Annotated in this window: 19 protein-coding genes; 10 read left to right on the plus strand and 9 right to left on the minus strand. The window is 72.2% G+C overall.

Annotated elements, in window-relative coordinates; genetic code table 11:
• Window positions 1-514: 514 nt before the first annotated feature.
• Entirely contained in the window at window positions 515-1,210 is a 696-nt protein-coding gene (locus HNR76_RS07715) for a phosphatase PAP2 family protein (protein WP_162309536.1), read from the minus strand.
• Window positions 1,191-2,459, minus strand: coding sequence for a flavodoxin-dependent (E)-4-hydroxy-3-methylbut-2-enyl-diphosphate synthase (gene ispG / locus HNR76_RS07720; protein ID WP_162309537.1), 1,269 nt, complete (start codon window positions 2,457-2,459; stop codon window positions 1,191-1,193). Before ispG ends, HNR76_RS07715 begins: the two co-directional genes overlap by 20 nt.
• 215 nt (window positions 2,460-2,674) lie before the next feature.
• On the opposite strand from ispG, the gene HNR76_RS07725 reads away from it, so the two are divergent.
• Complete coding sequence (locus HNR76_RS07725; protein ID WP_162309538.1) at window positions 2,675-4,102, plus strand: aldehyde dehydrogenase family protein; 1,428 nt, start codon at window positions 2,675-2,677, stop codon at window positions 4,100-4,102.
• A 19-nt stretch (window positions 4,103-4,121) separates the two neighbouring features.
• On the opposite strand, the gene HNR76_RS07730 is transcribed toward HNR76_RS07725, so the two are convergent.
• Window positions 4,122-7,043 (minus strand): bifunctional diguanylate cyclase/phosphodiesterase, encoded by a 2,922-nt coding sequence (locus tag HNR76_RS07730; RefSeq protein ID WP_162309539.1) that lies wholly within the window; start codon window positions 7,041-7,043, stop codon window positions 4,122-4,124.
• Window positions 7,044-7,232: 189 nt separating this feature from the next.
• On the opposite strand from HNR76_RS07730, the gene HNR76_RS07735 reads away from it, so the two are divergent.
• The 4 genes from HNR76_RS07735 (at window position 7,233) to HNR76_RS07750 (ending at window position 11,223) form a co-directional block, all read left to right on the plus strand.
• Window positions 7,233-7,793 (plus strand): RNA polymerase sigma factor, encoded by a 561-nt coding sequence (locus HNR76_RS07735; protein ID WP_162309540.1) that lies wholly within the window; start codon window positions 7,233-7,235, stop codon window positions 7,791-7,793.
• A complete protein-coding gene (locus tag HNR76_RS07740) occupies window positions 7,790-8,761 on the plus strand; it encodes a hypothetical protein (RefSeq protein WP_162309541.1) in 972 nt (323 codons plus the stop codon). Before HNR76_RS07735 ends, HNR76_RS07740 begins: the two co-directional genes overlap by 4 nt.
• A gap of 93 nt (window positions 8,762-8,854) precedes the next feature.
• Window positions 8,855-9,457, plus strand: coding sequence for an IMPACT family protein (locus HNR76_RS07745; RefSeq protein ID WP_162309542.1), 603 nt, complete (start codon window positions 8,855-8,857; stop codon window positions 9,455-9,457).
• Entirely contained in the window at window positions 9,457-11,223 is a 1,767-nt protein-coding gene (locus HNR76_RS07750; RefSeq protein ID WP_162309543.1) for an ABC transporter transmembrane domain-containing protein, read from the plus strand. Before HNR76_RS07745 ends, HNR76_RS07750 begins: the two co-directional genes overlap by 1 nt.
• Window positions 11,224-11,594: 371 nt before the next feature.
• On the opposite strand, the gene serS is transcribed toward HNR76_RS07750, so the two are convergent.
• Entirely contained in the window at window positions 11,595-12,872 is a 1,278-nt protein-coding gene (gene serS, locus HNR76_RS07755; RefSeq protein WP_162309544.1) for a serine--tRNA ligase, read from the minus strand.
• Between the two features lie 128 nt (window positions 12,873-13,000).
• Here serS and HNR76_RS07760 point away from each other — a divergent pair, with 128 nt between their 5' ends.
• Together HNR76_RS07760 and HNR76_RS07765 are read left to right on the plus strand one after the other, a co-directional pair.
• Window positions 13,001-13,630, plus strand: a complete 630-nt coding sequence (locus HNR76_RS07760) for an energy transducer TonB (RefSeq protein ID WP_183982184.1) — start codon at window positions 13,001-13,003, stop codon at window positions 13,628-13,630.
• A 174-nt stretch (window positions 13,631-13,804) separates the two neighbouring features.
• A complete protein-coding gene (locus HNR76_RS07765) occupies window positions 13,805-14,362 on the plus strand; it encodes an energy transducer TonB (RefSeq protein ID WP_162309545.1) in 558 nt (185 codons plus the stop codon).
• A 62-nt stretch (window positions 14,363-14,424) separates the two neighbouring features.
• Here HNR76_RS07765 and aroA read toward each other — a convergent pair whose 3' ends face one another.
• From aroA to HNR76_RS07785, 4 genes are all read right to left on the minus strand, one after another.
• The gene (gene aroA / locus HNR76_RS07770) at window positions 14,425-15,735 is read right to left on the minus strand and encodes a 3-phosphoshikimate 1-carboxyvinyltransferase (RefSeq protein WP_162309546.1); all 1,311 of its coding nucleotides are present in this window, start codon (window positions 15,733-15,735) and stop codon (window positions 14,425-14,427) included.
• Between the two features lie 279 nt (window positions 15,736-16,014).
• Window positions 16,015-17,178, minus strand: a complete 1,164-nt coding sequence (gene pheA, locus HNR76_RS07775) for a prephenate dehydratase (protein ID WP_162309547.1) — start codon at window positions 17,176-17,178, stop codon at window positions 16,015-16,017.
• Between the two features lie 75 nt (window positions 17,179-17,253).
• Window positions 17,254-18,339, minus strand: coding sequence for a phosphoserine transaminase (serC, locus tag HNR76_RS07780; protein ID WP_162309548.1), 1,086 nt, complete (start codon window positions 18,337-18,339; stop codon window positions 17,254-17,256).
• A 229-nt stretch (window positions 18,340-18,568) separates the two neighbouring features.
• Window positions 18,569-19,366: an FHA domain-containing protein gene (locus tag HNR76_RS07785; protein WP_162309549.1), complete on the minus strand. Its 798-nt coding sequence runs from the start codon at window positions 19,364-19,366 to the stop codon at window positions 18,569-18,571.
• 110 nt (window positions 19,367-19,476) lie between these two features.
• Here HNR76_RS07785 and HNR76_RS07790 point away from each other — a divergent pair, with 110 nt between their 5' ends.
• The 3 genes from HNR76_RS07790 (at window position 19,477) to HNR76_RS07800 (ending at window position 21,475) form a co-directional block, all read left to right on the plus strand.
• Window positions 19,477-19,755 (plus strand): polyhydroxyalkanoic acid system family protein, encoded by a 279-nt coding sequence (locus HNR76_RS07790; protein ID WP_162309550.1) that lies wholly within the window; start codon window positions 19,477-19,479, stop codon window positions 19,753-19,755.
• Window positions 19,756-19,832: 77 nt separating this feature from the next.
• Window positions 19,833-20,285 carry a phasin family protein gene (locus tag HNR76_RS07795; protein WP_162309551.1) on the plus strand — a complete coding sequence of 151 codons (453 nt, stop codon included), beginning with the start codon at window positions 19,833-19,835 and terminating at the stop codon, window positions 20,283-20,285.
• A 293-nt stretch (window positions 20,286-20,578) separates the two neighbouring features.
• Window positions 20,579-21,475, plus strand: a complete 897-nt coding sequence (locus HNR76_RS07800; RefSeq protein ID WP_249065558.1) for a restriction endonuclease — start codon at window positions 20,579-20,581, stop codon at window positions 21,473-21,475.
• Between the two features lie 68 nt (window positions 21,476-21,543).
• On the opposite strand, the gene gyrA is transcribed toward HNR76_RS07800, so the two are convergent.
• A complete protein-coding gene (gyrA, locus tag HNR76_RS07805) occupies window positions 21,544-24,144 on the minus strand; it encodes a DNA gyrase subunit A (RefSeq protein WP_162309553.1) in 2,601 nt (866 codons plus the stop codon).
• Between the last annotated feature and the right edge of the window lie 548 nt (window positions 24,145-24,692).

Below are 24,692 nucleotides of genomic sequence, written 5' to 3' on the forward strand. Positions count from 1 at the left end.
AATGTTAGGTAGCCCCTGGCCCACCATCTTCCAGCGAAGGCCCGGGCAAGCCCGGGCCTTCGCTTTTCCGGCCTGACGGTTCCTGCTCCATCCGCGGTCGGGTGGCCGTCCCTGGCCGCCCTTCCCCAAGACCGGGGTCAGCGGGAGTCCTCCGGCAGGCCGCCGCCGGGCGGGGCCCGATCCACAGCCGCACGACGAGCCAGGCCAGCGCCACCGCGCCGATGCTGAAGACGTCGCCGCCGGGCACCCGCATCCACACCAGCATGTCGACGATGGGCTTCTGCATGAACTCGGCCGGGCGTGCGTAGTAGTAGCCGTGCTCGATCGCGGCCAGCAGTTGCAGGGTGCCCAGCGGCAGCAGGGTCAGCCGCCATCAGCGCCAGGCCGGTGTTCAGGCACCAGAACGCGGTCTTCAGCGCGCCGGTGTTCCAGCATAGGGCTACGTTGGAGCTGGTGTGCGGCGTCGCCGGATCGTGCTCCCGGACGATAACGGTTTCGTGAACCGGGTCAGGTTCTAGGACGCCCGTCGGCGCCACGGCCGGCATCGCCGGAACAGCACCAGGTAGGCCCCTGCCGCCCAGGCCAGGCCGGCGGCCCAGCCGGCGATCACGTCGGACGGATAATGCACGCCCAGGTACAGCCGCGACACGCCCACCGCCACGGTGAACGCCGAGGCCAGCGCCAGCACCGGCCAGCGCCAGCGCGTATGCCAGGCCAGCAGCACGCAGACCACGGCCAGGGTCATCGACCCCATCGCGTGCCCGCTGGGAAAACTGAAGGTGTCCTCCGGCGCGACCGACGCCCACAGCGAGGGCCGCTCGCGCTGGAACGCCTGCTTGGTCGCCACGTTCAGCACGGCCGAGCCGGCGAACGCGGCGATGGCGAACACCGCCTCGCGCCAGCGCCGCCACGCCAGCAGGCCGAGCGCGAGCAGCACGTCCGCGGGAATCACCCCGTACTCGTAGCCGGCCCGGGTGACCGCGACGACCAGGACGTCCAGGCCCGGGCTCGCCAGGCCGTCGAGCCACCGCAGCAGCGCGTCGTCCAGGCCCATGTCCTCGAGCGCGTGCACCCGCCCGGCCAGCGCAGCGAACAGCCACAGTGGCAGCAGCACGCCGGCGAACAGCAACGCGAGCGGTTGCAGCGTGCCGCGCAGCGTGGCGATGGGCGATGCGGCTTGCGGAAGGCCCTCAGCCGGCCTTGCGGGCATAGCGGGTCCGGACGTAGTCGTCGATCAGGGCCACGAACTCGGCGGCGATGTTCTCGCCCTTCAGCGTCACCGTCTTGCGCCCGTCGACGAACACCGGCGCGGACGGCGCCTCGCCGGTGCCGGGCAGTGAAATGCCGATGTCGGCGTGGCGCGACTCGCCCGGCCCGTTGACCACGCAGCCCATCACCGCCAGCGACAGGTTCTCCGCGCCGGGGTGGGACACGCGCCACTCGGGCATCCGCGCCCGCACGTGTTCCTGCACGGTCTTGGCCAGTTCCTGGAAGAAGGTGCTGGTGGTGCGGCCGCAGCCCGGGCAGGCGATGACCATGGGGGTGAAGGCGCGCTGGCCGGTGGTCTGCAGAAGTTCCTGCGCCACCACCACTTCGGCGGTGCGCGACTGGCCCGGCTCGGGGGTGAGCGAGATGCGGATGGTGTCGCCGATGCCTTCCTGCAGCAGCACCGACAGTGCGGCGGCCGAGGCGACGATGCCCTTGCTGCCGATGCCGGCCTCGGTCAGGCCCAGGTGCAGCGCGTAGTCGCAGCGTGCGGACAGGTCGCGGTACACCGCGATCAATTCCTGCACGCCGCTGACCTTGCAACTGAGCACGATGCGCTCGGCCGGCAGGCCCAGCTCGACCGCGCGCGCGGCCGAGTCCAGCGCCGACAGGATCAGCGCCTCGCGCAATACCCGCCCGGCGTCCCAGGGCTCGGCGCGGGCGCTGTTCTCGTCCATCAGGCGCGCCGCCAGCGACTGGTCCAGGGAACCCCAGTTGGCGCCGATGCGCACCGGCTTGCCGTACTCCAGCGCCTTTTCGATGATCTCGGCGAACTGGGTGTCCTTCTTCTTGCCGAAGCCGACGTTGCCGGGGTTGATCCGGTACTTGGCCAAGGCTTCCGCGCAGGCCGGCTCGCCGGCCAGCAACTGGTGGCCGTTGTAGTGGAAGTCGCCGATCAGCGGCACGTCCACGCCCATCAGCGCCAGCTTGTCGCGGATGCGCGGAATCGCCGCCGCCGCCTCGGCGGTGTTCACCGTCAGCCGCACCAGCTCCGAGCCGGCGCGCCACAGTTCGGCCACCTGCTTGACCGAGGCGGCCACGTCCGCGGTGTCGGTGTTGGTCATCGACTGCACCACCACCGGCGCACCGCCGCCGACCGCCACGCCCCCGACCATGACCTGGCGGGTGGACTTGCGCGGCCATGGCGCGGCCGAGGCAGGCGGCGTGGGGCGGGTGACGGCATCGTGCTGCATCTGCGCATTCTAGACGCCCGCGGCCGAACGCGGCCGAACCCAGTGCGCGGCGGGCGCATCGGCCGTGGGTTTGCCTTCAGGGAGCCAGGGCCCGGGCGCCCCGAAGGCCGCGTGCTTCCCACACCGTGTTCCCACGCCTCCCGCGGCTCATCCCCACGCCGCCTTTCCCCCACCCGCGGCATACTCGCGGCGCCGTCGCGTACAGGACGTCCCCCATGCTCGAACCCCGCTACCCCCTCTACATCGCCAACGTCGCCGAAGCCCCCAACGCCGACCTGGCCGTGCTGGACAAGTATTCCGGCCGGGCCGCCACCCGGGTGGCGATGGCCGACGCGGCCACGGTGGAGCGCGCCATCGCCGCCGCCGCCGCCGCTGCGCCGGCCATGGCCGCCCTGCCCCCGTACAAGCGCCAGGCGATCCTGGAACACTGCGTGGCGCGCTTCCGCGAGCGCGCCGAGGAACTGGCCCTGGCGCTGTGCATCGAGGCCGGCAAGCCGATCAAGGACGCCCGGGGCGAAGTCGCCCGTCTGGTCGACACCTTCCGCATCGCCGCCGAGGAGTCGGTGCGCATCGAGGGCCGGACCGTGGAGATGGAGATCTCCGAGCGCGGGCATGGCTACCGCGGCGTCTGGAAGCGCGTGCCGGTGGGGCCGTGCAGCTTCATCACGCCGTTCAACTTCCCGCTCAACCTGGTGGCGCACAAGGTCGCCCCGGCGATCGCCGCCGGCTGCCCGTTCGTGCTCAAGCCCGCCGCCAAGACCCCGGTGGGCGCGCTGATCATCGCCGAGGTGCTGGCCGGGACCGACCTGCCCGAGGGGGCCTTCTCGGTGTTCGCCTGCAGCAACGAGGACGCCGCGCCGCTGGTCGAGGACGAGCGGATCAAGCTGCTGTCCTTCACCGGCGGCGCGGTGGGCTGGGACTTCAAGGCCCGCGCCGGGCGCAAGAAGGTCACCCTGGAACTGGGCGGCAACGCCGCCTGCATCGTCGATGCCGACCAGGGCGGCAAGCTCGACCAGGTGGTCGAGCGGCTGGCCTTCGGCGCCTACTACCAGTCCGGGCAGAGCTGCATCGGCGTGCAGCGCATCCTGGTCCACGCCGCGGTGTACGACGCGCTCCGGGAAAGGCTCGCGGCGAAGGTACGCGGCCTGGCCGCCGGCGACCCGAAGGACGAGGCCACCTTCATCGGCCCGTTGATCGACGAGGCTGCCGCGCAAAGGCTCGAAGCCTGGATCGCCGCCGCGCGCGGCGCCGGCGCCCGCCTGGTCGCCGGCGGTACCCGCCGCGGCAACATGCTCGAGGCCACCTTGCTGGAAGACGTGCCGCGCCACTGCGAGCTGCAGCGCGAGGAAGCCTTCGGCCCGGTCGCCGTGCTGCAGCGCTTCGACGATTTCGAGGCGGCGCTGGAGTCCGTCAACGATTCGGAATTCGGCCTGCAGGCGGGCGTGTTCACCGACAGCCTGGCCCACGCCATGCGCGCCTGGGACAGGCTCGAAGTGGGCGGCGTGGTGGTCGGCGACGTGCCCAGCTTCCGCATGGACAACATGCCCTACGGCGGGGTGAAGGGCTCGGGCCTGGGCCGCGAGGGCGTGCGCTTCGCCATCGAGGACATGAGCGAGGTGCGGCTGCTGGTGCTCAAGGCGTGAGGGCGCCGCGCGCCCTCGCTCATTCGACCCGCTGGGGCTGCGGGCGGCCAAGCAGGAAGCCCTGGCCGTAGCGGCAGCCCAGCGCCTGCAGCAGCCGGCGCTGGACCTCCAGTTCCACGCCCTCGCCCACCGTCTCGATGCCGAGCGTGCCGGCCAGGGCCAGGATCGCGCGCAACAGGGCCAGGCTCTCCTGGCGCCCGCCCTCCTCGCCCAGCCCGGCCACGAAGCTGCGGTCGATCTTCAGCCCGGAGATCGGGAAGCGGTGCAGGTACGACAGCGCCGAGAAGCCGGTGCCGAAATCGTCCAGTTGCACCAGCACGCCGTGCTCGCGCAGGGTGTCGAGGATGCGCAGCGTGCGCGGGGCGTCGTCCAGCAGCGCCACCTCGGTGATCTCCACCCGCAGCCGGTCGGGCGCCGCGCCAGCCGCGCCGAGCAGGCCCAGCAGCCGCTCGGCGAAGTCCGGCGAGCGGAAATGCAGCGGCGAGACGTTGACCGAGACATAGCCCTCGCCGCCCTGGGCCAGGTCGGCGATGACCTGCTCGTACAGCAGCCAGTCCACCTGCTCGATCAGCCCGCTCTCCTCGCCCAGGCTGATGAACGCGGCCGGCGCCAGGATGCCGCGCCGTTCGTGGCGCCAGCGCAGCAGCGCCTCGTGCCCGACCACCGCGCCGTCGTCCAGGCGCACGATGGGCTGGTAGTACGGCAGGAACTGACGGCGGTTGATGGCGCGGCGCAGGTCCGCCTCCAGGTCCAGGCTGCGCACCGCCTGCTCGCGCATGGCCTCGTCGAACACGGCATGGCGGCCGCGGCCCTGGTTCTTGGCCCGGTACATGGCCGCGTCGGCGTCGCGCAGCAGCTCCTCGCCGGTGCGATAGCGCGGGTGCCACAGGGCGATGCCCATGCTGGCCGAAGGGAACAGCTCGCGGCCGGCCACCCACAGCGGGCTGCCCAGCGTTTCCAGCAGGCGCCGGGCCAGGTCGCGCATCCCGGCGCTGCCGTCGCTGCCGGGCGGCGAACGGGCCAGGATGGCGAACTCGTCGCCGCCCAGGCGGGCGACGATGTCGTCGGCGCGCACCACCGAGACGATCCGCTTGCCCACCTCCACCAGCAGTTCGTCGCCGGCGACGTGGCCGATGCTGTCGTTGACCAGCTTGAACCGGTCCAGGTCCATGAACAGCACCGCGAAGGCCCGGCCGTCGCCATGCCGGGCGCGCTCGATGGCCGCGGCCAGGCAGTCCAGCAGGTAGGCGCGGTTGGGCAGCCCGGTCAGGGTGTCGTGCAGGGCCTGGTGGGTGAGCTGCCGTTCGGCGCGCAGGCGCTCGCCGATCTGCGCGACCAGTTGCCGGTTGGCCTCCTCCAGCTCGGCGGTGCGCTCGGCGACGCGCCGCTCCAGTTCGGCGTGGGCGGCCTTGAGCCGTTCCTGCGCCTTCTGCCGGGCCAGGCCGTTGCCGATGTTGTGGGCGATGAAGGCCAGCAGGCGCTGGTCGTCGGCGGTGAAGCGGATGCCGGGGCTGTAGCTCTGCGCGGTGATCACGCCGACCACCTCGCCGTCGCGCTTGAGCGGCACGCCCAGCCAACTGTGCGCCTGCTGGCCGAACTCGCGTACCTGGCCGGCGGCGATCAGCCGGTCGATGCCCTCGCGGTCGACCAGCAGCGCCTCGCGGCTGCGGACCACGTACTCGGTCAGGCCATTGCTGAGCCGGCGCACGGGCCGGTGGTCGCCGGTCTCGTCCACCGAATAGACGAACTCGATCTCGTCCTGCGACTCGCTGAGCATGGCGATGTAGAAGTTGCGCGCATAGATCAGCTCGTCCACCGCGGCATGGACCTTGGCGTAGTACTGCTCCAGGCTCTCCGAACTCATCGCCATCTCGGCGATGCGGAACAGGGCGTGCTGCAGCTTCTCGGCGCGCTCGCGCTCGACCACCTCTTCCTGGAGTTCGCGGTTGGCGTGCTCCAGTTCCAGGGTGCGCTCCAGCACGCGCTGTTCCAGGTGCACCTGGGCCTGGCGCCAGCCCAGCGGATCGAGCACGTGCTGGACGACGTAGCCCAGCAGCGCGCCCTCCTCCTCGCCGTAGCAATCGGCGCGGTCGGGGCTGCGCACCACGATGGCGCCGCAGACCCGGCCGCCGCAGCGCATCGGCACGCCCAGCCAGTCCTGGCTGTCCGGCCCGTGCGCCGCATCGGGCGCAAGCCCCAGGTCCCGGCGCACGCGTTCCGGCGGCCCGCGCACCGCGCGCCCGTGCCGCAGCAGGGCGAAGACCAGGTCGTCCTGCAATTCCTCGCGCCGCCATTGGCGGGCAGGGTCGGCGTCCGCTGCGCTGGTCAGGCCGGCCTGGTAGAGGACGCGCACCGTGTCGCACGCCTCGTCGTACTGGACGATGCTGCACTCCGGGGCATGCATCAGCGAGGCGACGATGGCGTGCAGGCGGTGCAGCATCGGTTCCACCCCGACGTCGCTGCCGGCCAGGTCGGCGATCTCGTACAGCGCGCGCTGCGACTTCTCCAGCGCCGCGAGCCGCGACCGCAGGCGGGCCGCTTCCAGCACCGGCGCCAGCACCGCGCGCGCGGTGACCAGCCAGGCGTCGCGCATGTCGCCGCCCGGCAGCGTGGCGGCATGCGCCACCAGCGCCAGGCACGCGCCGCCGGGGACGTCCCGCCAGGCGTGGACCCACAGTTCCGGCGGCGGCGCCGTCCCGTGCTCCGTAGCCGCGTGCTCCGTAGCCGCGCACTCCAGGGCCGTGCGCAGCAGTCCCGCCTGCGCGGCCGCACCCGGCCCGAGCCAGGTGCACACGCCCAGCGCCGGGTCGTTCCAGCCCAGCGCCAGCACCGCGGCGCCCGGCAGCGCCCGGTCCAGGGCCGCCGCCGCCTCGGCCAATGCCGCATGGCCGCCATCGGCGGCGCCCGTACCCGTGCTTTCGGCTGAGTTGGCTGAAATCATGGCTCCCCGGGTCGTAAGGGCCGCGAACGAGCGCATGGCCGCCTCTGCATAATGCCCTCCTATCGCATCCCTGCCACCCCGTCGACCCCTTCGGGGCCCGTCATCCGTTGCATCGGCATGCAACTCGCCCTGTCCCTGCCCGCCCGCCCCCGCTTTGCGCGGGCCCCGCATCCACGTAGTCTGGCGGCCATGGACCAGGCAGTGAGCGCCGCTCCCGACGACGAAACCCTGATGCTGGCCTATGCCGGCGGCGACACCGCCGCCTTCGAGGCGCTGTACGCGCGCCACCGCGACCGGCTGTTCCGCTTCCTCCTGGGCCACCTGCGCGACCGCGCGCTGGCCGAGGAACTGTTCCAGGACGTATGGCAGCGGGTAATCGCCGCGCGCGCGAACTGGCGCCCGGATGCGCCGTTCGGCACCTGGCTGTACCGGATCGCGCACAATCGCATGAACGACCACTGGCGCGCGCTCAAGCACCGCCCGCCGGCACCGGCCGATGCCGAGCGCCGCACCGCCGAGGTCGTCGACCCCGACACCCCCGAGCGCCATGCCGCCGGCCAGGAGGCCGGGCTCCGGCTGCGCCGGGCGCTGGCCGAGTTGCCCGAGGAACAGCGCGAGGTGGTGCTGCTGCGCCTGCAGGGCGAACTGAGCCTGGAGGAGATCGGCCGGATCACCGGCGTCGGGCGGGAAACCGTCAAGTCGCGGTTGCGCTACGCGATGGACAAGCTGCGCACGAGGCTGGGGACATGAACCACAACGACCCGCTGACGCCCGAGGAACGCGAGCTGGCCACGTGGCTGGCGCAGGCCGCCGACGCCGGCCCTTCGCCGGCCGCCGACGCCCGCATCCTGGCCGCCGCGCGCCAGGCGGTCGGGGCGGACACGGATACGACGCAGGCGGCCACCGGCCATGCCGCACCCATCCCGCTTGCCCGGCACCGGCGCCGGCGTCGGGCCTGGCCGACCGCCATGGGCCTGGCTGCCTCGGTGGCGCTGGCCGTGGGCGTGGCCTGGCAACTGCGCGAACCGCCACGGCCGCAAGCCGCCACCGAGGCGGCCGCCGACTTGCCGGCGGCGGCGGTGAACGGCGACGCACGGCGGGCGCCATCGGCCAGGGACGAGGCCGTGGCCGCGGACATCCCATCGGCCATCGCGCCGGCACGCGCGCCAACGCGTGCGGCGGCACCCATCGCCATCGAGCCCACTGCACCCTCGCCCGCCGGCGCGGAAAAGGCGACGGCGGCCCGCTCCGCCGGAAGCGCCGGGAAGGCCGCGGCCGAGGCCGTGGCGGAACGGGCCCTTCCCGTACCTCCCCCCCCGCCACCGGCTCCCATTGCTCCGGCGGCACCGGTCCCCTCTCCGGCCGCGCCCGTACCGTCGCCACGGGCGGACGTCATGGCCAGACCACGGCCCGCCCCGGACACGACGATGCGAGCCGCCGAGGACACCGCACGGATGGCCGCCCCGCCGCCGCCGATGGACATGGCGGAACCGCCCCCCGCGGCTTCCGCTCCGGCGCCCGCCCGCGCGCTGCAGGCGGACGCGTTCCATGCCGATGACGACGGCCCGGCCGCGCACTGGCTGCAGCGCATCCGCGAGCAGCGCGAACACGGGGACCTGGACGGCGCGAGGGCCAGCCTCGCCCGCTTCGCCCGCAGCCATCCGGGCTATCCCATCCCGCACGACCTGCGCCCGCTGCTGCCGCCCGCGCCCCCGTAGGGCGCGGGCCGGCCATGCCCGTATCGCGCATGCCGGGCATCGCATCGCCCCGGCCGCCAGGGCCGCGAGGCGGTCGGATGTAGAATTGCAGCGATGACCGACACTCTCGCCGCGCCGGCCTCGCTCCAGACCGAGGTCCGGCACAGCCGCTTCCTTGCCCAGGCCGCGCCCGTCGACACCCCGGACACCGCGCTGTCCTTCGTCGCCGGCGTTTCCGATCCCGCCGCCACCCACAACTGCTGGGCGTACCGCATCGGCCAGGACTACCGCTCCAGCGACGACGGCGAGCCGGCCGGCACCGCCGGGCGCCCGATCCTGGCGGCCATCGACGGCCAGGGCTACGACCGCGTCGCGGTGGTGGTGACCCGCTGGTTCGGCGGGATCAAGCTTGGCGCCGGCGGGCTGGTGCGCGCCTATGGCGGTGCGGCCGCCGAATGCCTGCGCCTGGCCACCCGCCGGCCGCTGGTGCCGATGGTCGAACTGGCCCTGAGCTGCGCCTTCGAGGACCTGGGCGCGGTGCACGCGGCGCTGCCCGCGCACGCGGCCGAGAAGACCGGGGAATCCTTCCACGCCGACGGCGCGCGCCTGTCCCTGCGCCTGCCCGCGGCCCAGGCCGAAGCCCTGCAGGCGCGGCTGCGCGACGGCACCCGCGACCGCGTGCGCTTCCACCCCCCCGTCTCCGGAGGCACCCACTGATGGCCGACGGATCGAACGAGCGCGACGGGCGCCTGCGCAAGCTCGGCAGCCTGCGCACGCTGTGGCCTTTCGTGCGTCGCCACGGCGGCCTGTTCGGCGCCTGGCTGGTGGCGCTGGCCGCCTCTTCCACTGCCACCCTGAGCCTGCCGGTGGCGGTCCGGTACATGATCGACCGCGGCTTCGGCGGCGGCAGCCAGATCAACCAGGCCTTCGGCCTGTTGTTCGTGGTCGCGGTGGTCCTGTCCATCGCCACCGCGGCACGGTTCTTCTTCGTGTCGCTGCTGTCGGAGAAGGTCGTGGCCGACCTGCGCGGCCGGCTCTACGCGCACCTGCTGGCGCTGGACCCTGCCTTCCACGACCGCAGCCGCAGCGGCGAACTGGTCTCGCGCCTGTCCGCCGACAGCGAGCTGCTGCGCAGCGTGATCGGCACCACCATGTCGGTGGCGCTGCGCAGCACGGTCACGGTGGTCGGCAGCCTGGCGATGTTGTTCGTCACCAGCCCGCACCTGGCCGCCTGGTCGCTGCTCGGCATCCCGCTGTCGGTGCTGCCCATTGTCCTGGGCGCGCGCCGCCTGCAAAAGGCCTCGCGCGCCAGCCAGGACCGCGTGGCCGACGCCAACGCGCTGGCCGCCGAGACCCTGGGCGCGGTACGCACGGTGCAGGCCTATGCGCGCGAACCCTACGAGCGCGGCCGCTTCGGCGCGGCGCTCGAAGTGGCGGTAGCCACCGCGCGGCGTCGCATCGGCGCCCAGGCCGCGGTCACCGCCGCGGCCATCGTGCTGGTGTTCGGCGCCATCGTGCTGGTGCTATGGCTGGGCGCGCACCAGGTGGTGGACGGCACGATGAGCGCCGGCACCCTGGGCCAGTTCGTGCTGTACGCGCTGATCGGCGGCGGCTCGGTCGGCGCGCTGGCCGAGGTCTGGAACGAACTGCAGCGCGCGGCCGGCGGCATGGGCCGGATCTCGGAGCTGCTGCAGGAACGCACGCAGGTGGCCGCGCCCGCGCAGCCGGTGGCGTTGCCGGTGCCGCTGCGCGGCGAGATCCGCTTCGAACGGACCGTCTTTCACTATGCCGAACGCGAGGACGCTCCCGCGCTGGACGGCTTCGACCTGCACGTGCGCCCGGGCGAGACCGTGGCCCTGGTCGGCCCTTCCGGTGCGGGCAAGAGCACGGTGCTCTCGCTGCTGCTGCGCTTCCACGACCCGCAGTCGGGCACCGTGTGTCTGGACGGCGTCGACCTGCGCGACACCGACCCGGCGCGGCTGCGCGAGCGGCTGGCGCTGGTGCCGCAGCAGCCGGTGCTGTTCGCGGCCAGCGCGATGGACAACATCCGCTACGGCCGGCTCGGCGCGTCCGACGAGGACGTGCATGCCGCCGCGCGCGCGGCCGAGGCCGACGCCTTCATCTCCGCCTTGCCGCAGGGCTACGCCAGCGAGCTGGGCGAACGCGGCGCGCGCCTTTCCGGCGGCCAGCAGCAGCGCGTGGCCATCGCCCGGGCATTGTTGAAGGATGCGCCGGTGCTGCTGCTGGACGAGGCCACCAGCGCGCTGGATGCGCAGAGCGAGCGCGCGGTGCAGCACGCGCTGGAGAACCTGATGCGCGGCCGCACCACGTTGGTGGTCGCCCACCGCCTGGCCACCGTGCTCAAGGCCGACCGCATCGTGGTGATGGACCGTGGCCGGGTGGTGGCCGAGGGTACCCACGAGCAACTGCTGGCCCAGGATGGCCTGTACGCGGAGCTGGCACGGCTGCAGTTCCTGGATTGACGCCCGGTTTTGCGGCCGCCGGAACGCCGGTGGCTGGCTCGAAGATCGCTCCAGGAGCAAAAGCTTAAAGGCACAAAAGCGCGCCGGCTTCGGATGGGGCCGCCGTGTCATGCGCCAGCCGTGGTGATGAAACGATAGGGTGATGACCTCCCCTGCCCTGGCGGTCGCCGGCCATACCCGGCTCCTACAGCGGGGCGCCCGCTTTCATCGCATGGCCGGATATCTGCGTGACGGAAGCACGGCGGCGACCGGCAAACCGGCTCCTACGGGACACCCCGCGCTCACCCAGCTTCAGTGCTTCCCGGCAGCGGGAAATCCTCTCGCCGGCAGAACTTCGGTTCCATGGCCGGCCGCATCGCGGCCGCGCGGTTTCAGGCGATGCGCTCGGCCCCGCCCATGTACGGGCGCAACACGTCCGGCACGGCGATCGAGCCGTCGGCCTGCTGGTGGTTCTCCATCACCGCGATCAGCGCGCGGCCCACGGCCACACCCGAGCCGTTGAGCGTGTGCACCAGTTCCGGCTTGCCGGTGGCCGGGTTGCGCCAGCGCGCCTGCATGCGCCGGGCCTGGAAGTCGCCGCAGGTCGAGCACGAGGAGATCTCGCGGTAGGTCTCCTGCGAGGGCAGCCATACTTCCAGGTCGTAGGTGCGGCGCGCCGCGAAGCCCATGTCGCCGGTGCACAGCAGCATCTTGCGGTACGGCAGGCCCAGCTTCTCCAGCACGGTCTCGGCGGCGCGGGTCATGCGCTGGTGCTCGGCGTCGCTGTCCTCCGGCCGGACCACCGAGACCAGTTCCACCTTCTCGAACTGGTGCTGGCGGATCATGCCGCGGGTGTCACGGCCGCCGCTGCCGGCCTCGGAGCGGAAGCACAGCGAGTGCGCGGTCATGCGCAGCGGCAGGCGCTCGGCCTCGAGGATGTCGTCGCGCACGGTGTTGGTCAGCGGGATCTCGGAGGTCGAGATCAGGTAGCGCCGGTGTTCGCCCAGCTCGGTGGCGAACATGTCCTCCTCGAACTTGGGCAACTGCCCGGTGCCGTACAGGGCGTCGGCGTTGACGATCAGCGGCACGTTGGTTTCCTCGTAGCCATGCTCGCCGGTGTGCAGGTCCAGCATGAACTGGGCCAGCGCACGGTGCAGGCGCGCGAGCTGGCCGCGCAGCACGGTGAAGCGCGCGCCGGACAGCTTGGCCGCGGTGTCGCCATCCAGCCAGCCGTGGCGCGCGCCCAGTTCGACGTGGTCCCTGACCGGGAAATCGAACGCGCGCGGCGTCCCCCAGCGGTGCTGCTCGACGTTGGCGTTCTCGTCGGCGCCCGGCGGCACGTCCTCGGCCGGCAGGTTGGGGATGCCCAGGGCGATGGCATCGATGCGGCCGCGGATTTCCTCCAGGCGCGCCTCTGAGGCCTTCAGCTCGTCGCCGAAGCCGGCCACCTCGGCCATCAGCGCCGAAACATCCTCGCCCTTGGCCTTGGCCTGGCCGATCGCCTTGGAGCGGGTGTTGCGCAGGTTCTGCAGTTCCTGGGTGCGGGCCTGGATCGCCTTGCGCTCGGTCTCCAGCGCCTCCAGCGCGGCGACGTCCAGCGCATAGCCGCGGGCGGCCAGGCGTTGGGCCAGGGCGGAGGTCTGGTGGCGGAGCAGCGCGGGATCGAGCATGGCGGGCACGGCGGATGGAATGGGCCGGCCATTATCCGTCAATCGGCGGCGTGCGCGGCCTCGGGTTCGCTCCGGCTGTGCCAGAATCGGCATGGTTCCTCCCCATGGATGCGACTGCTTCCCCGCGCATGGCTGCCATCGCCCGCTCCCTGCCCGGTTGGTTCCGGCACGTGCCGCACGGCCGCTGGGCCATGGCCGGCTACGCGTTCGTGCTGGGCCTGCTGCTGTTCGTGCTGGTGTGGCTGGGTGCGCGCGAACGTGCCGCCGCACCGGCGGCGCAGCCGGTGCAGCCGGCGGCCGCGCAGCCCGCCTTCGATCCGCTGCCCGGGCCGGCGCCGGCCGGTGCGGCCACGCCTTTGCCCGCGTACGACACGGGCGCGCGCCTGGTCGAGGAGCCGGCGCCCGCGCCACCGCCGATGCCCGGCGACGCCGCGCCGGTGCTGCCCCCCAGCATCGAGCCGGTACCGGCCACGCCGGTGGCGGTGCAGCCGGCGCGGCGCCTGCCCGATCAGCCGCCGCCGCGCTACCCCGCCGGCGCGCTGCGGCGCGGCGAGAGCGGCACGGTGGTGGTGCAGGTGGAGGTCGGCACCGACGGCCACCCGGCCTCGATCCGGATCGAACGCAACAGCGGATCGCGCGACCTCGACCGCGCCGCCGTCGAGGCGGTGGCGCGCTGGCGCTTCGAGCCGGCGCGCGACGCCGCCGGCCAGCCGGTACCCGGCAGCGTGTCGGTGCCGATCGACTTCAAGGCGCAATGACCGCCGCCTCGCGCAAGCCCGCTCCCCGCTGAACCGCGCCGCCTTGGCCTGCACGCTGCGCTGATGCAGGTGAACCGGCACTGGCGGTTCGCGCCGCGTTCACCGCCAAACCACTCCCTGCACACATCGCCCTGGCCGAGACTCGGGTCGCGTCACACCCAACAGGAGATCGTCATGGCCATTCACACCCCTTCGCACCCCGCCGCGCCGGCCGAACCGCAGCGGGCCGATACCGCACGCCGCACCTCGCCCGTGCTGCTGGCCGCGCTGGCCGTCGCGCTCATCGCCTTCGGGGCATGGTGGTACGCCCAGCGCACGCAGCAGGCGCCACAGGCCGTCCTTCCCACTTCGCCGGTGCTGGTCGAACCGGCGCCAGGCCGGACTGCGGCTCCGGCCGCCACTGCGCGTTCCACCGCACCTGCCGGGAGCCAGCGTGCAAGCGCGTCCGTGCCCGACCGCGCGCCTCGACCGCTGGCCGACAACCCCGTCCCCCGCTATCCGCCCGCCGCGCTGCGCAACGGCGCCGAGGCCCGCGTGGTGCTGAACATCGCAGTCGACGCCAACGGCGTGCCCACCGACGTGCAGGTGGCCGAGCGCGACGGTGCCCGCGACCGCGAGCTCGACCGCGCCGCGGTCCAGGCCGCGCGCCAGTGGCGGTTCGAGCCGGCCATGCGGGACGGCCGCGCGGTGGCGGCGACGGTCAGGCTTCCGGTCGACTTCCGCCACGACTGATCGGGCGGGCCCGACGGCCATGCGCGGGGGACCGGCAGTGCCGTTCCCCCGCGTGCCGCGGCTCAGCGATGCAGGCCGAACCCGCAGCCCCGGGCCAGCCGGTCGAAGTCCGGGAACGACGTGGCCACGTTGGCCACGTCGTTCACCCGCACCTCGCCGCTCGCACGCTGCGCGGCCACCGCGAAGGCCATCGAGATGCGGTGGTCGTGATGGCTCTCGATGGTGCCGGCGCCGAGCGGGCCGGGGTGGATCGTGGCGCCGTCCGGCGTCTCGTCCACGCGCACGCCCAGGGTGCGCAGGCCCGTGGCCATCGCCGCCAGGCGGTCCGATTCCTTGACCCGCAGCTCGGCCGCGCCAGTCACCACGGTCGGCCCCTGCGCGCAGGCCGCGGCCACGAACAGGGCCGGGAACTCGTCGATCATGTCCGGCACCAATTCCTCCGGCACCTGGATGCCCTGCAGCGGCGCGTGCCGCACGACCAGGTCGGCCACCGGCTCGCCGCCGTGGGTAGACGGGTTCTCCTCGCGGATATCGGCCCCCATCAGCCGCAGCGCCTGCAGCAGGCCGGTCCGGCGCGGGTTCAGCCCGACCGCGCGCAGGCGCAGTTCCGACCCCGGCACGATGCTGGCGGCCACCAGGAAGAATGCCGCCGAGGAAAAATCCGCCGGCACCGCGATGTCGGTGGCGCGCAGGCGCTGGCCGCCGCGCAGCCGGGCGTAGCCGGGCGAGAATTCGATTTCCGCCCCGAAGGCGGACAGCATGCGCTCGGTGTAGTCGCGGGTGGGGTGCGGCTCCACCACCGAGGTGTGCCCGTGCGCGTACAGGCCGGCCAGCAATACCGCCGACTTCACCTGCGCGCTGGCCACCGGCGAGGCGAAGTCGATCCCGGCCAGGGCCTGCCCGCCATGGATGCGCAGCGGCGGCGTACCGTCGGCCTCGGTGTCGATCTTCGCGCCCATCTGCGCCAGCGGCCCGGTGATCCGGCGCATCGGCCGCCCGGACAGCGACGCGTCGCCGACCAGCACGCTGTCGAACGCCTGCGCGGCCAGCAATCCCGCCAGCAGGCGCATGCCGGTGCCGGCGTTGCCGCAATCCAGCGGGCCGTCGGCCGCCTTGAGCCCGTCGACGCCGACGCCGTGCACGATGCGGCGCGAGGGCGAAGGCGTCTCGATGCGCACGCCCAACTGCGAGAAGATCGCCGCGGTGGCGCGCGTGTCCTCGCCCTCCAGGAACCCGTCGATGGTGGACACGCCATCGGCCAGCGCGGCGAACATCACCGAGCGGTGCGAGACCGACTTGTCCCCCGGGATATCCAGGGTGCCGCGCAACGGCTGCCCGGCGGTTGCGACCCAATGCTGCGACTGCTGCGACATCTCTGCTCCGTACCTTTCGCTGCGGCGTGGCCGCTTGAACACTTCCGGGCGTCTCGGGGACGCCTCCCGTAATCCGCGGGCGCGACGCAAGCCGCCCGCCCGTTACCGCCTCAGGCGAACTGCCGCTCCCCTGTCGTGGGAGAGCGGCCATGCGCCTGGCGGGACCGCCGGCACCGCGGATGGCGCCGCCGGACCTCCATGGATGGATTCACGGCGCGTCCCGCGAGGGGCATGGCGCTCTCCATCCGTTGCACCCCAACGCCGTCCCTGCTTCTGCCTTTAGGGCACCGCCACCGGGTACGACCCCAGCACCTTCACCTGCGCCACGTGCTCCTGCAGCTCGGCCAGCGCCTGCTTCATCGCCTCGTCCTCCACGTGCCCGGCCAGGTCGATGAAGAACGCATAGCCCCACTTGGCCTGGTGCGAGGGCCGCGATTCGATCCGGTTCATGCTGATGCCGTGCCGCGCGAACGGGCTGAGCACGTCGAACAGCGCGCCCGGCTTGTCGTGGATGAAGACCAGAATCGAGGTGCGGTCGTGACCCGACGGCGGGAAGATGCGCCGGCCGATCACCAGGAAGCGCGTGGTGTTGTCGCGGTCGTCCTGGATCGGCTGCATGATGACCTTCTTGAGGCCGTACACGTGCGCCGCGCTCTCGCCGGCCACCGCCGCCGCGTCGTCCGAGCCGCGCGCCCGGCGCGCGCCCTCGGCGTTGCTGGACACCGGCACCTTCTCCGCCTTGGGCAGGTTGGCGCGCAGCCAGCCGGAGGTCTGCGCGAACGCCTGGGGATGGGCGTAGATGCGCTCGATGTCCTCGATCCGGCCGCTGCGCGAGAGCAGGTACTGGTGCACCTTCAGCTCCACCTCGCCGCAGATCTTCAGTTGCGAGGTCAGGAACATGTCCAGCGTGACCTGGATGGTGCCCTGGCCGGAGTTCTCCACCGGCACCACGCCGAAGTCGGCGTTGCCGGCCTCCACTTCCTGGAACACTTCCTCGATGCTGGCCAGCGGCAGCCCGTGCGCCGAGCGGCCGAAATGCTTGAGCACGGCCTGCTGGCTGAAGGTGCCCTCCGGCCCGAGATAGCCGATCTTCAGCGGCTCCTGCTGAGCCAGGCAGGCCGACATGATCTCGCGGAACACGTGGACCAGCACCTCGTCGCTGAGCGGGCCCTCGTTGCGGTCCACCACCATGCGCAGCACCTGCGCCTCGCGCTCGGGCCGGTAGTAGTCCACCGCCGCGGCCAGCTTGCCCTTGGCCTTGCCCACCTGCAGGGCGAAGCGCGCGCGCTGCGCGATCAGCTCCTGGATGTGGCGGTCGATGCCGTCGATCTGCGCGCGCACGTCGGCCAGCGCCGGCGCGGGGGGAGCCGTCGTCCGCGCCGCCTTGCCCGTGCGGGCGGCCGGTTTGCGGGGGGCGGGCTTGGCGGGTTTCTTCGATGCCATCTGTGCGGTTGTCCGTGTGCTGTGGCTCGCCGGCGGCCGCGCATTATGCGCGCGCGCCGGCACGAGGCGCCGGCTTCAGCCGTTGCGCTGCTGGAAGTCGCGCATGAAGTCGACCAGCGCCTGCGCGCCCTCCAGCGGCAGCGCGTTGTACAGCGATGCGCGCAGCCCGCCGACGGACTTGTGGCCCTTCAGCGCCAGCAGGCCGGCGGCCTTGGATTCGCCGACGAAGCGCGCGGTCAGGGTGTCGTCGGGCAGGAAGAAGGGGATGTTCATGCGCGAACGCGCGGCCGGGGCGACCTCGTTGCGGTAGAAGCCGCCGGAGGCATCGATGGCGCCATAGACCAGCGCCGACTTGGCCGCGTTGCGGCGGGCGAATTCCTCCACCCCGCCCTCGTCCAGCATCCACTTCACGGTCAGCCCGAGCAGGTACCAGTTCCAGGTCGGCGGCGTGTTGAGCATCGAGTCGCGCGCCGCATGCGAGGCGTAGGTGAAGATGTCCGCGCGCGGCTGGCCGGCGCGCTGCAGCAGTTCGCGGCGCACGATGACCACCGAGATGCCGACCGGGCCGAGGTTCTTCTGCGCCCCGGCGTAGATCAGCCCGTACCTGGACACGTCCACCGGCTCGGAGGCGATGGAGGAGCTGAAGTCGGCGAACAGCGGCGCGGTATCCACCTGCGGCGTGCCGCGGTACTCCACGCCATGGATGGTCTCGTTGGCGGTGATGTGGACGTAGGCCGCGCCCTCGCTCAACGACCAAGCCTCGCGCGGCGGGATGTGGCGGAAGCCGCCCGGCTCGCCGTCGGCGGCCACGTGCACGTCCACGTAGGGCTTGACCTGGCGGATGGCGGTCTTGCCCCAGTGGCCGCTGACCACGTAGTCGGCGGTCTGGCCGGGGGCGGCGAAGTTCAGCGCCAGCAGCGCCTGCTGGGTGGTGGCGCCGCCGGCCATGAACAGCACCGCGTAGTCGTCCGGGACCGACAGCAGCCGGCGCAGGTCGGCCTCGGCCTGCGCGGCCACGCCCATGAACTCGGCCCCGCGGTGGCTCAGTTCGACGATCGAGGCGCCCACTCCGTTCCAGTCCAGCATCTCGGCCTGCGCCTGGCGCAGGACGGTTTCCGGCAACGTCGCGGGGCCGGCACTGAAGTTGTAGACGCGCGCCATGAACCACCCATCGCAAAAGGGCTCGTAGTATGCCGCAGTGCAGCGGTTGCTGGCGCAACCGACACCCCGATCCGTGCCGTGTGACGGCCGGAGCCGGCGCGGGAAATGACGCCGGCCGGCGATGCGGATCGTTCGCGCGGCCGTTGCTCCGCCAGGCCCGCCGCGCATGCCGGGCGGGCCGGCCTCCGTTACTGGCCAATACCGGCCAGCGGCAAGCAGCGGAGCCCGCTCAGCGCGCGCCGAACCAGAGCAGCGCGCTGAACCCGACCGCCAGCAGCAGCGCGGCCAGCAACAGCCAGGGCAGGCGCGCGTCGCCGGCATCGGGCACGGCTTCCGGCGCCGGCGCGGCCGGCGGCAGGTCGTCGGCCGGCGGCGGGAAGCGCGGCGAATCCGGCGCCGTCGGGAATTCGACCACGAAACGATGCTGGCCGCCGAACACCACCTGGTCCCCCGCCGAGAGGATCGCCTCGCTCACCGCCACACCGTTGACCACGCTGCCCTGGGCCGGACCGAGGCCGCGCAGCAGCACCCGCTCGCCATGGCGCTCGAAGCGGGCATGGCGCGCCGCGAAGGAGGCGTCATCGATGCGGATGTCGGCCTCGCGCGCCGACCCGACCAGGCGCGGCGGCCCCAGGGTGAAACTGCGGCCATGGTGCTGGCCGCCGATGCCGCGCAGTACCCCCCGCATGTCGTGGGCATGGCCCTCCGGCGGCGCTGGCGGCATCTCGAACGCCGGCAACGGCGCCTGCACCATCAGCTCCATGCCGTCGGCGTACACCGCGTCGCCGGCGCGCAACAGGGCCATGCGCCGCACCGGGCGCCCGTTGACGTGGATGCCGCGGGCGCCGTTGGCGACCTGCAGCCACAGCCCGCGCCGGTCCACGCAGAACTGGGCCAGCAGCGCCCCGGGCACCGCGTCGCCGATGGCGACCATGCCGGACGCCTGGCGGACCAGGCGGTGCACGCCCGGCAGCAGCGGATGGTCCGGCTGCTGGCGATGGCTGAAATGAAGGCGTAGTTCCGGCATGCTTGGCAGCCTATCAGCGCCGTCGCCGGGGGCGCCAGCCGCGCCTGCGGCCGGGTTCCGGCACCGGTGGCAACCCGGACCACGCCCCCGCCCGCCGCTCGGAGCATCGCTTGTCCCGCATCGAAATCCTCCATCCCCATGCGCGCAGGCCCGAGGACGTGCGCCGGCTGGTGGCGGACATCGCCGCCAAGCTGCAGGAGCGCTACGGCGTCGCGTCCACCGCCGACGGCGACGATGCGATCCGCCTGTCGGGCACCGGCATCCAGGGCCGCATCCGGATGCAGCCCGGCCAGGTGCAGGTGGTGGCCGAGCTGGGCCTGCTGTTCTCGGCGATGAAGGACCTGGTGGAAGACGAGATCCGCCGCGTCCTGCGCGAAAAGCTGGGCTGAGCGGGCCGGGCGGCCTCACGCCGTCTTTCCAGCGCCGTTCCCATACTGCGGTGGCTCCACCACCGCGAGGAACGGACATGCATCAACCGCACGATACCGAAACCTTGGCCGACACCCCCGCCGGCATCGTCGGCGAACTCGGCGACTCGGCGCGGCAGATCTGGCTGGCCGGGATCGGCGCACTCGCCCGGGCCCAGGCCGAGGGCAGCCGCCTGTTCGAACAACTGGCCGAGGAAGGCCGCGGCGTCGCCCAGTCGCCCGCCGATGCCAAGGGCGCCGCCGCCCGGCTGGAAGGCCTGCGCCAGGCCCTGGACGCGGCGATGGAACGCACCCGCGTGCGCGCGGACGAGACGTGGGACAGCGTCAGCCGCGTATTCGAGCGCCGCATCCGCCAGAGCCTGCGCCTGATGGACGTGCCCACGCGCCAGGACCTGGACCTGCTGGGCGCCCGCATCGACGCCCTGGCAATGGAACTGCGGCAGCGCAACGCTGCCGAATCCAGCGCCGGACCCCCGCCTCCGGCTGGCTGAATCCGCTCCGGAAACAAATTTGTTGCAAAGCACAATTAAGTTGCGGCAGAATCGGAACCGGCCCGCCTGTCCATACGTTGCCGTTTGCTCCCCTCCCCTCTCGGCTCCTGGGCAGGCGGGCCTTCTCGTGTCCGCGATCGCGCCTCCGCTGCGCTGCGCCAAACCTGTAACATCCCTCTCGTTTTGGGGATGGTCTGCAAGGGACACGCATGTTTTCAGGCTGGATAGTGGGATCGGCACTGACCGTACTGGCAGCCACCCTTGCGTTGCTTTACCTGTGGCTCGTGCGACGCGTGGACGTCGAAAACGCGGCCGGCCTGCGGGCGCTCGCCGCACTGCGTTGGCGCGAATTCTCCACCCTCGTGGCGCAGGCCATGCAGCAGCGCGGGCTGCGCGACACCGGCGGCAACGCGCCCGACGAAAAGCGCGGCGACGGCGGCAGCCAGATGCTGATGAGCGACGGCAGCGGGCGCTGGCTGCTGTCGTGCAAGCACGGGATGGCCTATCGCATCCAGGCCGCGAACATCGACGAGCTGGCCGCCGAGATGGATCTGGCCGGCGCCGGCGCCGGCATCCTGCTCACTCAGGGGCGCGCCGACCGCGAGGCGCTGGCCGCCGCCGAACGGCTGGGCATCGAAGTCATCGACGGGCGCCGCCTGTGGCTGTTGCTCAAGCCGTTCCTGGCGTCGGCGACCACCCGCCGGATCGTCGCCGACGCCGATGCGCAGGCACGCCGGCACAGCATCATCGCCGTGCTCGCCGCACTGACCCTGGGCCTGCTGGTCGCGCTGCTGTTGCCGCGCCTGATGCTCGGCGAACGCGCACCGCCGCCCCTGATGTCCGAAGCGGCCGCCGCACCCGCGCCGCCGACACCCGCCGCCGACGCCGGTCCCGCGGACGTGGCCGGCCATGCCGTCGACGAGACCCCGGACGCCACCACCATGGCCCGCCACCAGGCCGAGATCGCGCGCACGCTGTCCACCCGCGCGGGCATTTCCCGCGCCTATTGGCTAACCCGCACCACGCTGGTGATCGACCGCAGCGGCAGCGGCAGCAGCAAGCTCATCTGGCCACTGGTCTGCGGCGAGCTCGAACGCTATCCGACGCCGCTGCGCACCGTGCGCGTGCAGCTCAACCCCCGCCCGGACAGTGGCGAGGCGGTGCGCTGGCGGCAGTGCTACACGATGTGATCCGGATGGCACGACGCCGGCGCGTGGCCGGCGTCGTGGTTCCCGATCGATAAGCCGGAGACCGGCGATCAGCCGGCCGGCGGCGGCGGCGCCTCGGACGTGCGTTCGGCGTACTCGTCGGCCGGGGCGGCGTCCTCGTCCTCCAGCGACGCGTCCACGCGCTCGACCGCCTGCAGCGATTCGCCCTCGGCCAGGCGGATCAGGGTCACGCCCTGGGTGTTGCGGCCGACCTGCGAGATCTCGCAGGCGCGGGTGCGGACCATGGTGCCGGCGTCGGAGATCAGAAGCACCTCGTGCTGCTCGGACAACTGGATCGCGCCGACCAGTTGGCCGTTGCGCTCGCTGGTCTGGATCGCGATCACGCCCTGGGTGCCGCGGCCCTTCTTCGGATAGTCGGCCAGCGGGGTGCGCTTGCCGTAGCCGCGCTGGCTGGCGGTGAGGATGTCGCCCTCGCCCTCCGGCACCACCAGGCTGACCACGCTCTCGCCCGGCGCCAGGCGGATGCCACGCACGCCGGTGGCGGTGCGGCCCATCGCCCGCACCTCGCCCTCGTCGAAGCGCACCGCCTTGCCGTTGGAGGCGAACAGCATGATGTCGCGGCCGCCGTCGGTCAGGGCCACGCCGACCAGGGCGTCGCCCTCGTCCAGGTGGATGGCGATCTTGCCGCGCGCCAGGCGGTAGGCGAACTCGGCCAGCGGGGTCTTCTTCACCGTGCCGTGGCGGGTGGCGAAGAACACGTGCCAGCCTTCGGCGTATTCGCGCACCGGCAGCACCGCCTGCACCCGCTCGCCCTCCTCCAGCCGGATCCAGTTGACGATCGGCCGGCCGCGCGCGTTGGAGCCCGCCTCGGGCAACTGGTGCACCGGCAGCCAGAAGACCTTGCCGCTGCTGGTGAAGGTGAGCAGGGTGTCGTGGGTGTTGACCAGCCAGAGCTGCTCGATGGAATCCTCTTCCTTGGTCGCCGCCGCGCTGCGCCCGCGGCCGCCGCGCTTCTGCGCGCGGTAGGCCGATACCGGCTGGCGCTTGGCGTAGCCGGCGCGGGACAGGGTGACCACCACGTCCTCCGGCTCGATCAGGTCGAGGATGTCCAGGTCCTCCTCGCTGGCGCGGATCTCGCTGCGGCGAGCGTCGCCGAATTCTTCCTTGAGGTTGTTCAGCTCGGTGCGGATCACCGCCAGCAGCACGTCGGGGTCCTCCAGGATCTCGATCAGGCCGCGGATGGTCTCCAGCAACTGGCGGTATTCGTCGGTGAGCTTGTCCTGCTCCAGCCCGGTGAGGCGATGCAGGCGCATTTCCAGGATCTGCTGGGCCTGGACCTCGGTGAGCTGGTACATCCCCTCGACCAGGCCGACGCCGGCCGGCAGGTCGTCTGGCTTGGAGGCCTCGGCGCCGGCCGCGGCCAGCAGCGCGCCGACCAGGCCCGGCTCCCAGGTGCGGCCGAGCATGCGCTCCTTGGCCACCTGCGGGCTTTCCGAGGTCTTGATCAGCTCGATCATCTCGTCGATGTTGGCCAGGGCGACGGTCAGGCCTTCCAGCACGTGGGCGCGCGCGCGCGCCTTGCGCAGTTCGAAGATGGTCCGGCGGGTCACCACCTCGCGGCGGTGGCGCAGGAACGCGTCCAGGATCTGGCGCAGGTTGACCAACTGCGGGCGGCCGTCGACCAGGGCCACCATGTTGATGCCGAACACCGACTCCAGTTGGGTCTGCTGGTAGAGGTTGTTGAGCACCACCTCGGCCGAGTCGCCGCGCTTGATCTCGATGTAGATGCGCATGCCGTCCTTGTCGGACTCGTCGCGCAGCTCGGAGATGCCCTCGATCTTCTTTTCCTTGACCAGCTCGGCGATCTTCTCGATCAGCCGCGCCTTGTTCACCTGGTAGGGGATCTCGGTGACGATGATCGACTCGCGGCCGTTGTCGGCCACCTCGACCTCGGCCTTGGCGCGCATGCGCACGCGGCCGCGGCCGGTACGGTAGGCGAGCTGGATGCCGCCGATGCCGTTGATGATGCCGGCGGTGGGGAAGTCCGGGCCGGGGATGTACTGCATCAGGCCGTCGATATCCATGTCCGGATCGTCGATCAGGGCCAGCAGGCCGTTCACCACCTCGGTGAGGTTGTGCGGCGGGATGTTGGTGGCCATGCCCACCGCGATACCGGCCGAGCCGTTGACCAGCAGGGTCGGGAACCGGGTCGGCATGACCGTCGGCTCATGTTCCTTCTCGTCGTAGTTGGGCTGGAAATCGACGGTTTCCTTGTCGATGTCGGCCATCAGCTCGTGGGTCAGGCGCGACATGCGCGCCTCGGTGTAGCGCATCGCCGCGGCCGAGTCGCCGTCGACCGAGCCGAAGTTGCCCTGCCCGTCCACCAGCAGGTAGCGCAGCGAGAACGGCTGGGCCATGCGCACCAGGGTGTCGTACACCGACTGGTCGCCGTGCGGGTGGTACTTGCCGATGACGTCGCCGACGATGCGCGCGGACTTGTAGTACGGCTTGTTGCTGTGCGCGCCCAGCTCGTGCATGGCGAACAGGACCCGGCGGTGGACCGGCTTGAGGCCATCGCGCACGTCGGGCAATGCGCGGCCCACGATCACGCTCATGGCGTAGTCGAGGTAGCTGCGGCGCATTTCGTCTTCGAGGTTGACCGGGATGATTTCTTTGGCGAGATCGGTCATTCAGGACGCTTCGTTGGGGCGGATCGGCGCCCGCGCCATGGAGCGGCGGCAGGCATTTGCGGAACCGCAGGATTGTAGCACAACCCAGCACCCCGAAGCCCCGCATTCCACGTAGAAACAAGCACTTGTATGCCCGCAGAGGTTGCCGGGAACGGGCCGGGCCGGATGCTTGGCGCTTCTGCCGACTGGGGTACACGCCGAAAGCAAGAAGACGGAAGGTGGGGGCGCGGCGATGCGGCACGATGCCTGCAGCCGCTCATGTCCCCCGGCTGCGGCCTGCGGCCGCAGTCTCCTCCTTTGCTTCCCGTCAGCAGGCATCGCACCGCACCGCTTCACGGTCATCGGCCGCCAGACGAAAGGCCGACGGGTTCCGGCTTTCCCTGGGCCGCCAGCCAGGCTGGAGCGCTTTGGTCCGCGGCCTGCTGCCGGGAAGTAAAGGGGGAGGTCCCGGCTTGCCGGGACCGGAGGACATGAGCGGCAGCAGGCCGCGGGCCAAAGCGCCGCGGCCCTGTATCCGGAGGCTCCCCGCCCTTGGGAGCAGAACCGGA

Source organism: Pseudoxanthomonas broegbernensis, assembly GCF_014202435.1.
Taxonomy (GTDB): Bacteria; Pseudomonadota; Gammaproteobacteria; order Xanthomonadales; family Xanthomonadaceae; genus Pseudoxanthomonas; species Pseudoxanthomonas broegbernensis.

Bases quoted from the DNA above. Each gene is read 5' to 3' on its own strand.
- HNR76_RS07715 (WP_162309536.1), bottom strand. From the start codon at position 1,210: ATGCCCGCAAGGCCGGCTGAGGGCCTTCCGCAAGCCGCATCGCCCATC.
- ispG (WP_162309537.1), bottom strand. From the start codon at position 2,459: ATGCAGCACGATGCCGTCACCCGCCCCACGCCGCCTGCCTCGGCCGCG.
- HNR76_RS07725 (WP_162309538.1), top strand. From the start codon at position 2,675: ATGCTCGAACCCCGCTACCCCCTCTACATCGCCAACGTCGCCGAAGCC.
- HNR76_RS07730 (WP_162309539.1), bottom strand. From the start codon at position 7,043: ATGATTTCAGCCAACTCAGCCGAAAGCACGGGTACGGGCGCCGCCGAT.
- HNR76_RS07735 (WP_162309540.1), top strand. From the start codon at position 7,233: ATGGACCAGGCAGTGAGCGCCGCTCCCGACGACGAAACCCTGATGCTG.
- HNR76_RS07740 (WP_162309541.1), top strand. From the start codon at position 7,790: ATGAACCACAACGACCCGCTGACGCCCGAGGAACGCGAGCTGGCCACG.
- HNR76_RS07745 (WP_162309542.1), top strand. From the start codon at position 8,855: ATGACCGACACTCTCGCCGCGCCGGCCTCGCTCCAGACCGAGGTCCGG.
- HNR76_RS07750 (WP_162309543.1), top strand. From the start codon at position 9,457: ATGGCCGACGGATCGAACGAGCGCGACGGGCGCCTGCGCAAGCTCGGC.
- serS (WP_162309544.1), bottom strand. From the start codon at position 12,872: ATGCTCGATCCCGCGCTGCTCCGCCACCAGACCTCCGCCCTGGCCCAA.
- HNR76_RS07760 (WP_183982184.1), top strand. From the start codon at position 13,001: ATGGCTGCCATCGCCCGCTCCCTGCCCGGTTGGTTCCGGCACGTGCCG.
- HNR76_RS07765 (WP_162309545.1), top strand. From the start codon at position 13,805: ATGGCCATTCACACCCCTTCGCACCCCGCCGCGCCGGCCGAACCGCAG.
- aroA (WP_162309546.1), bottom strand. From the start codon at position 15,735: ATGTCGCAGCAGTCGCAGCATTGGGTCGCAACCGCCGGGCAGCCGTTG.
- pheA (WP_162309547.1), bottom strand. From the start codon at position 17,178: ATGGCATCGAAGAAACCCGCCAAGCCCGCCCCCCGCAAACCGGCCGCC.
- serC (WP_162309548.1), bottom strand. From the start codon at position 18,339: ATGGCGCGCGTCTACAACTTCAGTGCCGGCCCCGCGACGTTGCCGGAA.
- HNR76_RS07785 (WP_162309549.1), bottom strand. From the start codon at position 19,366: ATGCCGGAACTACGCCTTCATTTCAGCCATCGCCAGCAGCCGGACCAT.
- HNR76_RS07795 (WP_162309551.1), top strand. From the start codon at position 19,833: ATGCATCAACCGCACGATACCGAAACCTTGGCCGACACCCCCGCCGGC.
- gyrA (WP_162309553.1), bottom strand. From the start codon at position 24,144: ATGACCGATCTCGCCAAAGAAATCATCCCGGTCAACCTCGAAGACGAA.